We start from the raw sequence: 14,896 nt of genomic DNA on the forward strand, positions 1-14,896 counted from the left end.
AGCCTACAGATCGATTTCCATCCCTTCCCTGGCGAAGAAAACCTCAGTCTGCCCGTACTTGCCCGGTTCACAGTAAATTTCAGCCAGTTCGTCCAGGGCGGTATCGCTCCGGTCCGGATCATGGTGGAACATGGCAAGTTTTTTGACTCCGGCCCTGTTGGCGGCACCGATAGCATATTCCATCGTGGTATGCCCCCAGTTTATTCTCGTGCTGTACTCCGCATCGGTATACTGCGCATCGCAGATGAGCAGATCGGCCCCGGCAAAGAACTGTTCGATCGCCAGATTCTGTTCAATAGCCACTTCATTGCCTTCAAACGCCATTGCCTCATCGTAGGCAGGGTCTTCCGGGTCAGTTACAAAGAGATTGCGGAACGGTTCCGAATCATAACAGGTACAGACCACTCGGCCATCATATTCAAAGCGGTAGCCCAGAGCGGTGATCGGATGGTTGAGCAATTTGGTTGCCAGGTGCAACCCGTTGCCCAGGTCTATATTCGGATCCTCTTTTAACCGCACATATTCGACATCTGAAGCAAGTTCACCTAAATTAACCGGGAAATAACGATATTTCATCTGCCCGCCGACAACCTCCTCAAGCGGATCTTCCTCAAAGGACACCGGCCCATGCACTTTCAATTTTGTACCCGGAATATAAATAGGCGTGAAAAACGGGTAGCCCATAATATGGTCCCAGTGGGTATGCGATAGAAAGATATCGGCTTTAATCGGCCCCTTGGGCAGATCATTGGCCATGATAGAATTGCCCAGCGAGCGAATCCCGGAGCCTGCGTCAACGATGACAAGCCGGTTGTCCGATCCTACCCGCAGCTCAATGCAGGCCGTGTTGCCGCCGTATTTCTGTGTTATGGAACCGGGGCTGGGGATAGATCCCCGAACTCCCCAAAAACGAACTTTCATCGACGCTCCCGCCTATATTTTTAAAAAGATCTCGGCCTTTTTTATTTCTTCGACCACCCGGTCGCCAATACCGCAGAATTCCTGCCAGGAAAGATCGACGGCTGTCAACAGCCGGCCGACCTCCTCTTCTGCAGGAAAAGGGTCTCCGGCATATCCATGGTCGACAATATTACTGTACATATTACCAAGAGCAACCAGGGCCATTTGCTGCCCCAGATCGCCGGTCAGAGTTGCGATCTGGTGGTGACTGCCGATGCAGCCGGTAATAACCTGGTTGAGCTTCCATTTATCGGCAATCATCAGGCCAACTTCCTGATGATCAATGCCCATCACCTCCATCTCAACCTGATACAGGGGCAACTGCTCCTCCCTGGCAATCTGCAACACTTCGATGTATTCATCCCCAAAAGGGACCTTGCCAAGATCATGCAGCAGGCCGGCAAGAAACAGCTCTTCTCTTTCCATCACCGCCATTCCCTTGACCTCACCAAGCATCTTGGCACTCACTCCGGCACCAATCGAATGGGCCCAGAACTTGGTTGTCGGCAGGGCTTTTGATTTTTTCGCCCCGGCAACACTGCGGATAATGGCAGTACTCAGCGCCATATTCTTGACGGTGTTCATCCCGAGCATAGTGATCGCTCTGGTAAGGGAGGTGACTTTATTGATTAATGAATAATAGGCGGAATTAATGAGTTTCAGCACCTGCCCGGTCAGTACCGGATCAAGCGAAATCACCTTATTAAGTTCATTTGGTGACGCATCGGTACGGCTACAAATCTCCATCACCTTGCCAACAGTTGTCGACAGGCTGGGCATCTTATTGATAAACCTCTCAATATCCCGCCGCTGCTGTTTTTTATCAATAGTCATATTTCCAATTTAAGATCAATTATTTGGCCAGTGTGGGGTAAGAAATCCTGCTGAATTATTCTATCGAAAGAATTGGTCAAGGTCAAGACAGGCAGAAAATTAATGACGGCAAAACGCAACGGCATCCTTATATGCCAGACTCTTGCCGCCAAAAATATCCAGGGCACTGCCGATGGTAATATCCAGTCGGTTGTGTCCAGTTTCTTTCAACAGCTGCAGATCTTTCAAATCTCTGATTCCTCCGGCATAGGTGGTCGGAATAGGCGTCCACCCGGCAAGTTTTTCAACCAGCTCATTTTCTATTCCGGCACATTTCCCTTCGACATCTGCCGCGTGGATAAGAAATTCATCACAAAAGCCGGAGAGCTCATCAAGGACTCTCTCGGAGATGATCACTTCGGTAAATTTTTGCCATCGGTCGGTGACGATGAAATAGTCATCGTTTTTTTTCCGGCAACTCAAATCAAGAACAAGCCGTTGTCGTCCAACAGCCCTGGCCAGCTGCTTGAGTCTGGCCATGTCGATTTGACCATTGCTGAAGACGAATGAAGTAACAATGACATGGGAAGCGCCCTTATCCAGCCACTTGCCGGCATTGCCGGTGTTGATACCACCCCCGAGCTGCATACCGCCCGGCCAGGCGGCAAGGGCCTCTTCGGCGGCGAGGTCGTTGCCCGGCCCCAGCATGATGATATGGCCACCGGTTAAATTATCCTGCCGATAAAGCTCGGCGAACCAGGCTGGCGGCCTGGTGGCAACGAAATTTGTTTGCACTGCCTCCGGGGCGTCATCTTTCAGGGTCGAACCAACGATCTGCTTCACCACCCCACCATGGAGATCAATACATGGTCTGAATTTCATATCGCTCACCTCGATAAAAAAAAAGCGGGATGCCTATGCAGCACCCCGCTTCTCTATTACACAATCCTTCAAATAGTCTGCCGTAATCGGCAAAAACTCATGCTAACATTGTTTAATGAGCGATGTTGAAGGATCAAGCATCAGAATGGTACCGGGATCCACCGAACAGTTTTTACACTTGACGATGTTCAAATTAATATTATCCCCCTCAGGATTGATGAGCAGCACAGTATCAAAGAGACTGTCTACCTCGTGGCAGGGGGCAGGAACACCATCGGCACTCACCCGCTTGTCGCCGCGGTGACTGACCGCTGAGAACCAGATCATTTTCAAACCACACTGGACCATGAAATCACGCAGCTCTTCGAGTGATTTCTGGTCGTTATTTTCAAAATCGTAGCCATCGACAATCAGGCATTCCGGTTTATAGATATTCTGTTTAACCAGGTCGTCCAGTCTCTCTTCAAGCTTTGCCTTAGAGAACGAGCTTTCCTTAAAAGTCATAATCATTCGATTCTTCATGACTTCGGGGATAGACTCTATTTTCTCACCGTCGGTCAGCAGGGAAAGGATATCGTCATACCAGGCACGGGTTTTATCAACACCCTCACCAATCGCTACGTGGAGCACCTTGTTGCCAAGCAGCATACAATCGAGAGCCAGTTGCACCAAAATAGCAGTTTTGCCGAGTCCAGCCCTGGCCATGACCAGGCCCATCATTGACTGACCAGCACCACCCGCCTTACCCTCAAGCCCAAGGGCTCGAAGTGGATTATTAACTATCGAATCATTTTCCATGGCAGTTCACCTTTATTATTCCTTATCAACTGGCATTGTTCACGCCGTCATCAATATAATTTTTAAATCAGTATATAGTAGTAATCTGAAGCTCGGCGTTTATCAACCGTTCTTCCGCTCGTCCTGATACTTTTTAATCAACTCTTCACTGACACCCTTTGGCACCGGTTTAAAGGTGGCAAACTCCATGGTGAATTCTGCTTTTCCCTGGGTCAGTGAGCGTAACGTGGTCGAGTAGCCGAACATCTCGGAAAGCGGAACTTCCGCCTCGACAACCGAGTAGTTGCCTTCCTCGGTAGTGCCGATAATCATTCCCCGTCGCTGATTGATCGAGCCCATTACCGAACCCTGAAACTCGGAAGGCCCTTCGACCGCTACCTTCATGATCGGTTCCATAATAACCGGTTTCGCCTTCAGGTAGCCTTCTTTGAAGGCACCAATTGACGCGAGCTGGAAGGCAATATCCGACGAGTCGACCGCATGGAAGGCACCATCGTTTATGACACAGCGAACCCCGGTAATGGGGGCGCCACAGAGCGAGCCTTTTTCGAGAGACTTCTGGAATCCTTTGTCACAGGAGCTGATATATTCACGGGGAATAACACCACCGACAATCTTGTCGACAAATTCGTATTCACCTTCTTCCATCGGCTCGAGATAACCAGCCACCCGACCATACTGGCCGGAGCCGCCGGTCTGTTTCTTATGGGTGTAATTGAAATCGGCACGCTGACCAATGGTTTCACGATAGGCGACCTGGGGCGCACCGACAGTGACAACAGCACCGTACTCACGCTTCATCCGTTCAATGTATACCTCCAGATGCAACTCACCCATTCCGGAGATAATGGTTTCACCGGTTTCATGATCAACAAAGGTTTTAAAGGTCGGATCTTCTTTCGTGAAACGGTTCAGCGCCTTGGACATATTGATCTGCGCCTTGTTATCAGTCGGAATGACGGCAAGTGAAATAACCGGCTCCGGAATATGCATGGAGGTCATGGAGCAGGAGATGTCTTCGGAGGTGAAGGTATCGCCCGAGGCGCAATCAACCCCGAACAAGGCGACGATATCACCGGACCCGCATGCATCGATCTCCTCCATTTCATTGGAATGCATCCGGCAGAGACGTCCCACTTTAACTTTTTTGCCGGTTCTTCGGTTGAAAATAGTATCACCTTTTGCCAGCTTGCCCTGATAGGAACGAACATAGGTCAACTGACCATACCGTCCATCCTCGAGTTTGAACGCCAGCATAACCAGCGGATCGTCAGGATTGTTGCTGACCGGAAACTCTTTCTCGGCGTTATTGAGATCAAGTGCCATATTGACGACATCGGTGGGACAGGGAAGAAAATCCCTGACGGCATCGAGCAACGACTGCACGCCCTTGTTCTTATAAGCCGAACCAACCAGCACCGGAGTAAACTCCAGGGAAAGGGTACCCTTACGCACCGCGTCATAGACCAATTGGGGATCAACCGCACCTTCTTCGAGCAGGGCCTCCATCAGGTCTTCAGAGAACATGGAGACTTCTTCGAGCAAGGCATCATGCCTCTTCTGGGCTTCGTCGAGCATCGCCGCGGGGATCTCTTCGATACGGATATTTTCACCGCTGGCCCCGTCAAAATAGACCGCTTTCATGGTGATGAGATCAACGACACCGTTAAGCTCACTTTCCAGACCAATCGGCATCTGCAGCAAATGCGCATTCAATTCCAGCTTGTCGCGAAGCTGTCTGGTTACTTTCTCGGGATTGGCGCCGGTACGATCGCATTTATTGATAAATGCAATACGCGGGACATTGTAACGGGTCATCTGCCTGTTGACCGTAATCGACTGGGACTGGACTCCACCCACCGAACAAAGCACCAGCACTGCACCGTCCAGAACCCTGAGCGCCCGTTCTACCTCTACAGTAAAATCAACGTGGCCCGGAGTATCGATAATGTTGATGTCAATATCTTTCCAGGAGCAGTAGGTTGCGGCGGATTGAATGGTAATACCACGCTCTTTTTCAAGCTCCATGGAATCCATTTTTGCTCCGACGCCGTCTTTCCCCCGCACCTCATGGATTGCATGAATCCTCTTGGTATAATAAAGGATGCGTTCGGTCAAGGTGGTCTTTCCCGAATCGATATGGGCGCTGATACCTATATTTCTTACTTTCGATAAATCCTTACTCATGGCTGCTGTCCTCTGCAACGTTGCAACCGGCTTCCATCCGGCCTCGCTTATAAAAAGCTTTGGGAAAATAAAAAAGTAAGGAGTTACAGCAGGCTGTAACTCCTTACGCAACTGACTCGACTGACACTGCTTGCTGGCAGCAGACCGTATAATATGGCCTCACTGCTCATTGTGCAACAAATAACCACTCTTTTTACCTCAAGCATCTTATAAATGCTACATAAAAAATTAAAGCTATCATCTTTATATTCCGTTATTCTTTATGCAAACTCCATCAGCGGCCCAAGAAGGCCATGAAAAGCAAAAAAATCATTGACAGACAAAAGAGTCTTTTGTAAATAGGAATCATTATTTAATGATAATACGTCCTGCTGTGTTTTGCATTGCACAGCGCAACAGCACCCTAACCATTTTACGGAGGTCTAGATGAGTAAAACTATTGAAAACTTAAAGGCTGCATTTGCAGGAGAATCTCAAGCTCGTAATAAATATACTTTTTTTGCCAAAGTGGCCCGCAAGGAAGGATATCATTATGTAGCCAAGATTTTTGAGGAAACGGCATTTAACGAAATGCGCCATGCCAATGACCACTTTAAGCTCCTCAATGGAATAGGCGACACGGTTGCCAACCTGACAGAGGCAATTGAAGGTGAAGATTACGAAACTGTGAACATGTATCCGACCTTTGCCAAAGAAGCAGAGGAAGAAGGAAACATGGAAGCAGCCATGCTCTTTATGCAGATTGGTAAAATTGAAGCTGAGCACCGTGAAAGATACAAACGACTGCTTGACATGGTCAAAAGCGGCACTGTGTACACCCGCAAGGAACCAATCAAATGGAGATGCTCCCTCTGCGGTTACACCTACACCGGGACAGAGCCACCACCAAAATGCCCAAGCTGTAAGCACCCGAAAGAATATTACGAACCAGCCGATATGGATCTGTAATAACTTTTGCCGGCGTTTCCTGCTCTGCTCAAAAAACCGAGCAGGAAACGTTGACTTCAATGCGTTTCATCATGGTGAGCCGATGACGGCACAAAAAACAATCCCGGCATTGTTATTTGGTCTTTTTTGCTGCCTTCTCACCAGCTGCGCGTCCCCCCCGACCAGCCGGCTCCCACAAGCGATTCTTTTCCAGGCTCACCAATCTGCCTCTGCCAGCACGCCTGGTCCTCCGGCATTTCTTATCAAAGACCCCGGGCAACCGTATAATGCGATAGGCATGCCAGATGTTCGCGAGGGTGCAGACCAGAAAACCGAGGTATATGTCGACCCGGATAAACCTGCTCTTTTTTTTGAGACACAGGAATTCACAACCCCGAAAGGGACGTACAAAAATCAGATTTACCGGATTCATTTCGAGCAGGTCCCCTTCGCCCTCGACAAGTTGCACCTCACCGCCGGAAAAAACACCGGCCTCCTGATTATTTACACTGTGGACAACAAGGGGCAACTGCTTCTGGTCACAACGGCCCACACCTGCGGCTGCTTCCTGGCCTTTTTTCCGACAAGAGCATTGCCCGCTGCATCGTTTCCAGCGGACTGGCCGGCCAAATCCCAATGGGTTTACGGTTACTCCCTGCCAAGCCTGCTGCCGTCACCCCTGGCCAACAACTCGGATACAATTGTCTTCACCCTGGAAAGTGAAACCCACCGGATCAGCGATGTTGCGATCAGAGACCTGGCCGTCCTGCAAAAAAACTATTCTGCAACTGAGATGGCGATCTTTTCTATGCACTCTCTCTACCAGCTGCCCTTTAAAGGCAGAACAGAGTCTTTTTTTGAAATGGAGGGTGCACGTCAGGGCTATGTCAGAGACAACACCAAGATACTGGAAAGGCTTTTCATCAGCTGGTGGGCCTTTGATCTCCATGTCGGGGAGGACAAGGCCTACGGGTCGGCTGACACGAGCCAAACCGTCCTCTACACCAGCCTGAAATTTTGGGACAGAGAGGCTTCGGACCTCAAAAATTTCCCCCGTTTTCTCTCTTATTGGGGCTGGAAACTCTAACGAGCTGCGCTACGAGGACAGCAGCTTTGGGTCCGTTGGGCTTTTTCTGCTGCCGCGCCAAAAAGCAGCAAACGCCTTCAATCTCCGGCATATATTTCTTTCACCCGGCCGACTTCCCCGCTTTCCAGCCGGACCTTGATCCCATGGGGATGGGTCGGTGATTTAGTCAGGATGTCTTTTACCCTGCCGGTTGTCAACGCTCCGGTTCTCTGATCCTTTTTCAAAACAATGGCCACCCGGCAGCCCGGGGTTATATCACTACGCTTTTTCCCATCCATACGTTTTCCATTTATTTTGCAATCTGCAGCAAGATTCGGCATGAACCACACTGCACATCGATAATCAGCGTTTTTTCCGCGGCCCGATACTGCGTCCACGCCTCTGTGGCAGACCTTCCTCTGTTGTCACCGGTCTGGCCCTGCCCCTCTCTTCTGTTCTTTTGCCCCTGCTCGGTTTCGTGCCGGCAAATGTTCCCTCCCCGACATTTTTCAAACCTTCCTTGTCCGCCTGCTTTTTTATTTGCGCTGGCTGCGGTGGTTTTTTAGGCTTTTTCGGTTTTTTCGGGCGGACATTCATCTGTCGCGTCAGCGGCACGCCATGCACTGGAATAAAACCATCCTCCAGCTCACGTACCAGAGGCAGACGGATCAGATTTTCGATAGCCTCAAGAAGCTTTACCTCATCGGCACTGACCAGAGCAATCGCCTCTCCCGGCAAACCTGCGCGCCCGGTACGTCCGATGCGATGAATATAATCCTCGGCAACTTTAGGCAGATCGAAATTGACCACCTGCGGCAGTTCATTAATATCGATCCCCCGGGCAACGATATCGGTTGCGACCAGGATCCGCACCTCATGCGCTTTGAAAGCAGCAAGGGCGCGAGCGCGCTCATTCTGGCTCTTATCGCCATGGAGCGCGACCGCGGAAAAATCCTCGCGCATAAGCCGCTGCACCAAGCGGTCGGCACCTTCTTTTGTCCTGGTAAAGACCAGCACCTGGGTCCAGTTGTATTTACGGATAAGGTGACAAAGCAGAGCCGGCTTTCTGGTTTTGTCCACTTCTATCAGCCACTGCCTGACGGTTTTTGCTGCCACATTTTTAGGGGTAATATCTATCTTGACGGGATTATGCAGCAGACGCTCAGCGAGCAGGGAAATATCAGAGGAAAAAGTGGCGGAAAAAAGAAGGTTCTGGCGTCGTGGCGGCAGCAGCGCCAGAATTTTACGAATATCGGCCAAAAATCCCAGCTCGAGCAGCCGATCCGCCTCATCAAGGACCAGCGTCTCCAGCTGGGAAAACTGCACGGCATTGCGGTCGAACAAATCGAGCAGGCGTCCCGGTGTCGCCACGAGCACATCAATCCCACCGCGCAGTTTCATCATCTGCGGATTTATCTTCACCCCGCCGTACACAACCCCCGATTTGAGCGCGAGATATTTTCCATATGCTGCAACACTGTCGGCAACCTGCACCGCCAGCTCGCGGGTCGGCGCCAGCACCAGGATTCGGATATGGTTCGGCTTCACCCGCGGCCCGCTGCCAAGCCGCTGCAGGAGCGGCAGGGTAAATCCGGCGGTCTTGCCGGTGCCGGTTGCCGCTGCGGCCATCACATCCCTGCCGGCAAGCACCGCCGGGATGACCTCCTGCTGAATGGGAGAAGGGACCGTATACTCTTTATCAGCGACGGCGCGTAAAAGAGGTTTGGAGAGTCCGAAGCTGGAAAATGGCATAGGTGGTATCGCTTTTAATAAATGTATTTATCTCAGGGAGCTAAACGAGCCGAAAGTGAATTTCTACGATGGCCAGGTAAAAACCTTGCACCTCGCAGATGGGGATTTCTATACCCTTTGGGCAGTTTTTACGACCCCAGCAATTCTGCCGCCTCAACCATCAGCCAGCTGACATCATCGCCCGCTCCACGATACGTGTCATCCTTGCGGTATCGGCCGATATGTTCAAGGATTTCACCCGCCAAGACCTTGCCAAGCTGCACACCTTCCTGGTCAAACGAATTGATATTCCAGACAAAACCCTGCATGGCGATTTTCGTCTCGTAGATCGCCAGTAATGCCCCCATCGTATAAGGGGTCAGACGATCGGCAAGGAGGATACTATTGGGTCTATTGCCGGCAAAACGTTTATTGGGGTTTGCATTATCCCGGCCGGTAGCCATCGCCAGAGACTGGGCCAGCAGATTGGCCAGCAGTTTATCCTGCGAGGTCGTCTCCTTTATGACGATATCCTGTGCATATTGACTGGAGCGAAACCCGATGAACTCAACCGGAACGATGGTCGTTCCCTGATGCAGGAGCTGATAAAAGGCGTGCTGACCATTGGTGCCGGGCTCACCCCAGACGATGGGGCCGCTCTGCACGGTCAAGGCATTGCCCTGGCGATCAATCGATTTGCCGTTGCTTTCCATATCGCATTGCTGCAGATGGGCGGCAAAACGGATCAGCGCCTGACTGTAGGGAAGAACAGCGATTGTCTCGTGGCCCAGGAAAGTATGGTTCCAGATGCCGATCATCGCCATGAGCAGCGGGATGTTGCGGCGAATATCCGTTTCTTCGGCAGCCCGGTCGATATCATTTGCCCCGCGCAGAATTTCAACAAGGGCGTCATACCCCAGGGCAAAACCCAGCATCACCGCACCCACCATGGAGGTCGCACTATAACGGCCGCCGATATAATCAAACATATAAAACGAACGCAGGTAGCTGGAGGGATTGTCCATGGGACTGCCCTTACCGGTCACGGCGATAAAATGCTTGCCGGGATCCAGACCGGCAGCCTGGAAAGCCGCCCGTACCAGCTGTTCATTCGTCAGGGTTTCGAGGGTGGTGCCACTCTTGGAAACAACGTTCACCAGGGTGCGACTCAAATCAAGATTACGGAGAACAGCAGCCGCATCATCCGGATCAACATTAGAGATGAATCGCACCGACCTCTCCAGTGTTGCATAGGCTGCCAGCGCCAGATACAGCGCCCGAGGCCCAAGATCGGAACCGCCGATACCGATCATCACCATAGTGGTAAATTTCTGTCCGGCCGCGTTGACGATACGCCCGCTTGCCAGCTCATCGAGAAAACTGCGCAGCTTATCAAGCTCGGCTATTGCCTGCCCGGTTGCCTCGGGGTGGGCCGGCGTTGTAAAGATGTCCCGGGCGGCGGTATGTAAAACCATCCGCTCTTCGCTCTCATACCCGTCTATCCGGTTGATGACCTTGCCCCGTTTCATCTCCTGGAACTGCTGTATAACCTGACTTTCATCAGCCAGCTCCTGCAGAGCGTCCAGAACAGCAGTATCGAGGCGCTGGGTCCCGTAAAGCAGTTTAAATTCTCCCGTCCGGCATGTTAAAGCGAGCAGTCGATCTCGGGTCAGCGCCCCCGGCCGACTCAGAGGAAAGGGGCTTTCAGCAAGTTTCCGGAGTGTTGCAAAGGCAGGATGAGATACTATCCCCTCATAAGGCATCATTTTTCCTCCTTGGTTTTATTGTATATTGATGTAATCTTGGTTCCTGGCCAAACATATGGTGCGGAATGAGATTGTCATTGCCAATAAAAGTAGTGCCTTCTTACCGAAAAGCCAGAAAGTGACAAAAAATTGTTCGAGCGCAGCACATTGAGATTCATTATAAGAAAAACGTGCTTTGCCTGTGGTATGTATTAACCTGGCTGTCTGGATCTGTGGCCGGTTCCCCTTTTCATCCCCAATAGGAGAAAATCCATGAATGCTAAAATCATCAGCAGACGAAACTTTCGTATCGACAAGAAAGATAAACTTATCCCCTTGCTGAAGAAGTTGCGCAAGTCAGCCGAGGGTCAGAAAGGGTTTGTCTCGCGCTCAACCTATTCGAGCCTCAACGACCCCGGGGAGTATCTTGTTATCAGTGAGTGGGAAACAGTCGACCATTGGGCCAAGTGGATGAACAAAAAATCGACTAAAAACATACAACAGACAATCGATTCGCTTATTGGGGAGAAGACCTTCTTTGATGTCTATAAGCAGGAAGATTTTTAAGGAGAGTATTTAGAGCCAGACTGTCTATCGGTAAACGTTCCGTCCTTTCAGGGGACAGGATATTTACCGATAGAAGAAAATCGATCCTTACGCCTTATGCGGCTTTGCGAAAGCCGGGTTTATCGTTGATCGGCGTTTCGGGCGGACGATTTGCCTGAAAATCGAAATGGATAACTTCACCGCGCTGCATCTCTTCAGCCGAAAATGCTGCCAGTTTTTTGCCGACACCCAGCATCATGATAATGCCCACCGTCACAGCGGCACTGATCGCGGCAGCGCCCCACTCCAGAAAACCCGGCAGAACATCACCCATGAACGCCTTGGCACAAAAGCCGATTCCCAGGACAACAAAGCCCAGAATAGCCGGCGTCAGGATATTGGCAACTATCGATTCTCCGGCCCAGTAAGGCCTGACAGGATTTCGCGCCCCAAGCAGAGTGCCCACAAACAGCAGAGCAGCAAGACACAAACACACCACACCATATAACAAAAACATAGCACACCTCCATTTATCAACGCGGACATCACCGCGGTCGGCCGAAGGGGTCGGCTCGCCCCAGCAATGGGGGTGGTTAAGGCTTGCGCCGCGCCATACTTCCCATGGCACATTGTGTGATGAATATCTTATGCATGGAAAAAAATACCTGCAAGAGGAATTATTAGTGACTTAGAAATAATTCTCCTGTTCTTTTCACAGGAGAATTATTTCGTGAAGGAACTTATCCCGCAAAGCCGTTAGGCGGGATTAGTGAATTACACTCAAGCATCCTGTTTTTTTCAAAATGATCCTGATTCCCCCTAATGTTCAGCTCCTGAACCGGAGGGGGTGAGCTGTTCGTTTCCCGGGACGCCGTAAACCCATCCCTGGGGGCTTCGCTGCAGCCGTCCATGGCTGCAGAGACCCGAAAAACGAACAGCTCACCCCTTCCATTGCGACAGGCTGAGTTTGAGGAGTAATCAAAAAAAGATTCAGGTGAAAATATTTATGCTCAAATCAACCCCTTCTCCGCCTGCGCCTGAATAGCCGTAATTGCGACGGTGTTCACGATGTCAGTGACAACACAGCCGCGACTTAGATCGTTTACCGGCTTATTCAGGCCCTGCATAATCGGACCGATGGCCACCGCACCGGCCGAACGCTGCACCGCTTTATAGGTATTGTTGCCGGTATTGAGATCAGGAAAAATAAAGACGGTCGCCTTACCGGCTACTTTACTGTGCGGCATCTTTGTTTCGGCAACGATGGGGTCGACAGCCGCATCATACTGGATCGGACCTTCGAGCAACAGGTCAGGCGCCAGCCGGTGGGCGATTTCCGTGGCCTTTTTCACTTTCTCAACCTCTTCGCCGATACCCGATGTTCCGGAAGAGTAGGACAGCATGGCGACATAAGGCCGTATCCCGAACAGCACTGCCGTTTTTGAGGATTCAATAGCTATTTCCGCAAGTTGTTCTGCGGTTGGCCGGGGATTGACGGCACAGTCACCATAGGCCAGCACCCGGTCTTCAAGACACATGAAAAATACCGACGACATGATGGTGCTGCCGGGTTTCGTTTTAACAAACTCAAGGGATGGCCGCACCGTGTTCAGAGTGGAATGCACCGCGCCGGACACCATGCCGTCCGCGTGCCCTTTATAAACCATCATGGTGCCAAAGTAGTTGACGGCTGACATCACATCCCGGGCATTATCAGGCGTAATCCCTTTATGTTTTCTCAGGGCAAAATAGGTTGCCGCGTAGTCATCAAGAAGATCCGAGGCTACCGGATCAATGATTTTAACCCCGCTCAGGGCCAGCCCGAGAGTTAAAATCTTGCTTTTGATCGCCGGCACTTTCCCGAGCAGGATGATATCCACCACATCCCGGTGCACAAGTATTTCCGCGGCCCGCAAGATCCGCTCATCTTCCCCCTCGGGCAGTACTATGGTCTGCTTAAAGGCCCGGGCACGATTGACCAGGCCGAATTCGAACATCTTCGGGGTGGTAAACAGCAGGCTGTACCCGACAATTTTCTTTCTTAACTCGGAGGTCCGCACATGGGACTCAAACAGTCCCAGGCCGGAGGCGATCTTGAGCGTCGATTCGGGGGTAATACGGTTATGAATAGCGGTAATCTTCATCGCCGTGGTAAAGGTGTCATCCTTCACTTTGAGAATAGGCACCAGATCGTCCATCCCCAGCAGAAGATTGCGCAGGATTTCATCGGTTTCCATATAGCCGGTAAGGACCATACCGCCTATATTGGGCATGTTTGACGACCGGTATGCGGCAAGCATACCAAGAATAACATCAACCCGGTCAATCGGCGTAATGACGAGATTATCGTTCTCAATTCTTGGTAATAGATTTTTCAGATTCATCGCGGCGATAACAAACCGGGACACCGGCCTGTTCAACTGCTCTCTGCCATAGATTACTGTTGCATCCAACGCCCTGGCGATCTCGGCCATGGTCGGTCGGTCGAGTGTCTCCTCAAAGGGGATCGAATAGATCAGCTCTATCTCACTCGGCAACTTTTCCCGAAGAGCCTGCAGCATGTCCCTCTGCAGGTTGGCTGGGGTTCTGTTAACAATGAGCGACAATATTTTCGAGCCTTTTTCCTCAAAAGATTCGATGGCAAACCGACACGACCGGACAACTCCTTCGATCGATCCCTGGTGTGCATTGGCAATCATCAGCACCGGGCAGCCGAGATTGTTGGCTATTTCAACATTGAGCTCAAACTCAAAGGCCGCAGAATCGCTCTCAAAATCCGTGCCCAGGCAGAGAACGAAATCATATTCGTTTTCCAGATCTTTATAGCGGTCGAGAATCCCTTCAAGGAGTTTGTCATATCGCTTATCGGCGACGAGTGTTCGCGCTTCGTCGAAGGTATAGGCATACATCCGGCGATAGGCGATATCGAGCTTGTAATAAGATGATATCAAATGGATAATCTCATCTTTTCCGTCGGTATTATATCTGGTGTTGACTATCGGCCGGAAAACAGCGACCCGCCCCAGGTTTCGCACGAGAAACTCCATGACTCCCAGAGCCACCAGCGAGATGCCGCTTTTGGGCTCCAGCGCAGTGATATAGAGGTTTTTCGACATTTCCACTCCACTAAAAACAACAATTATGTATTTGATTACACTACTAAACCTCGGCTCAACAGGGATATGAGGTGATGTTTACACCTTCCGGGTTGAACTTTAGTGATAAGCAAAATTATTCAAGG

Annotated in this window: 13 protein-coding genes; 3 read left to right on the plus strand and 10 right to left on the minus strand. The window is 50.8% G+C overall.

Features of this window, described 5'->3' with window-relative positions; all coding sequences use genetic code 11:
* Positions 1–3 precede the first annotated feature (3 nt).
* The 5 genes from FCL47_RS03800 to fusA all read right to left on the minus strand — a co-directional run bounded on the left by FCL47_RS03800 (position 4) and on the right by fusA (position 5,640).
* A complete protein-coding gene (locus FCL47_RS03800; RefSeq protein ID WP_136812104.1) occupies positions 4–921 on the minus strand; it encodes an MBL fold metallo-hydrolase in 918 nt (305 codons plus the stop codon).
* Positions 922–933: 12 nt separating this feature from the next.
* On the minus strand, positions 934–1,794 hold the full coding sequence (locus FCL47_RS03805) for an HDOD domain-containing protein (RefSeq protein ID WP_136812105.1): 861 nt from the start codon (positions 1,792–1,794) through the stop codon (positions 934–936).
* 99 nt (positions 1,795–1,893) lie between these two features.
* Positions 1,894–2,655: a phosphoribosylformimino-5-aminoimidazole carboxamide ribotide isomerase gene (hisA, locus tag FCL47_RS03810; protein WP_136812106.1), complete on the minus strand. Its 762-nt coding sequence runs from the start codon at positions 2,653–2,655 to the stop codon at positions 1,894–1,896.
* Between the two features lie 102 nt (positions 2,656–2,757).
* Positions 2,758–3,453 carry a hypothetical protein gene (locus FCL47_RS03815; protein ID WP_136812107.1) on the minus strand — a complete coding sequence of 232 codons (696 nt, stop codon included), beginning with the start codon at positions 3,451–3,453 and terminating at the stop codon, positions 2,758–2,760.
* 102 nt (positions 3,454–3,555) lie between these two features.
* Positions 3,556–5,640, minus strand: a complete 2,085-nt coding sequence (gene fusA / locus FCL47_RS03820; protein ID WP_136812108.1) for an elongation factor G — start codon at positions 5,638–5,640, stop codon at positions 3,556–3,558.
* A 426-nt stretch (positions 5,641–6,066) separates the two neighbouring features.
* Here fusA and FCL47_RS03825 point away from each other — a divergent pair, with 426 nt between their 5' ends.
* Positions 6,067–6,588: a rubrerythrin family protein gene (locus FCL47_RS03825; protein WP_136812109.1), complete on the plus strand. Its 522-nt coding sequence runs from the start codon at positions 6,067–6,069 to the stop codon at positions 6,586–6,588.
* An 82-nt stretch (positions 6,589–6,670) separates the two neighbouring features.
* Positions 6,671–7,654, plus strand: coding sequence for a hypothetical protein (locus tag FCL47_RS03830; protein ID WP_136812110.1), 984 nt, complete (start codon positions 6,671–6,673; stop codon positions 7,652–7,654).
* 77 nt (positions 7,655–7,731) lie between these two features.
* Here the strand turns inward: FCL47_RS03830 and FCL47_RS03835 are convergent, their stop codons facing one another.
* The 3 genes from FCL47_RS03835 to FCL47_RS03845 all read right to left on the minus strand — a co-directional run bounded on the left by FCL47_RS03835 (position 7,732) and on the right by FCL47_RS03845 (position 11,127).
* Positions 7,732–7,932: a YwbE family protein gene (locus FCL47_RS03835; RefSeq protein WP_136812111.1), complete on the minus strand. Its 201-nt coding sequence runs from the start codon at positions 7,930–7,932 to the stop codon at positions 7,732–7,734.
* A gap of 64 nt (positions 7,933–7,996) precedes the next feature.
* Entirely contained in the window at positions 7,997–9,385 is a 1,389-nt protein-coding gene (locus FCL47_RS03840; RefSeq protein ID WP_136812112.1) for a DEAD/DEAH box helicase, read from the minus strand.
* A 128-nt stretch (positions 9,386–9,513) separates the two neighbouring features.
* Complete coding sequence (locus FCL47_RS03845) at positions 9,514–11,127, minus strand: glucose-6-phosphate isomerase (RefSeq protein WP_136812178.1); 1,614 nt, start codon at positions 11,125–11,127, stop codon at positions 9,514–9,516.
* Positions 11,128–11,382: 255 nt separating this feature from the next.
* On the opposite strand from FCL47_RS03845, the gene FCL47_RS03850 reads away from it, so the two are divergent.
* Positions 11,383–11,676, plus strand: coding sequence for an antibiotic biosynthesis monooxygenase (locus FCL47_RS03850; RefSeq protein WP_136812113.1), 294 nt, complete (start codon positions 11,383–11,385; stop codon positions 11,674–11,676).
* 94 nt (positions 11,677–11,770) lie between these two features.
* Here FCL47_RS03850 and FCL47_RS03855 read toward each other — a convergent pair whose 3' ends face one another.
* On the minus strand, positions 11,771–12,172 hold the full coding sequence (locus tag FCL47_RS03855) for a hypothetical protein (protein WP_136812114.1): 402 nt from the start codon (positions 12,170–12,172) through the stop codon (positions 11,771–11,773).
* Between the two features lie 493 nt (positions 12,173–12,665).
* Positions 12,666–14,771 (minus strand): phosphate acetyltransferase, encoded by a 2,106-nt coding sequence (gene pta / locus FCL47_RS03860; protein WP_136812115.1) that lies wholly within the window; start codon positions 14,769–14,771, stop codon positions 12,666–12,668.
* Between the last annotated feature and the right edge of the window lie 125 nt (positions 14,772–14,896).

Origin of the sequence: Desulfopila sp. IMCC35006, from assembly GCF_005116645.1 — a bacterium.
Lineage (GTDB): Bacteria > Desulfobacterota > Desulfobulbia > Desulfobulbales > Desulfocapsaceae > Desulforhopalus_A.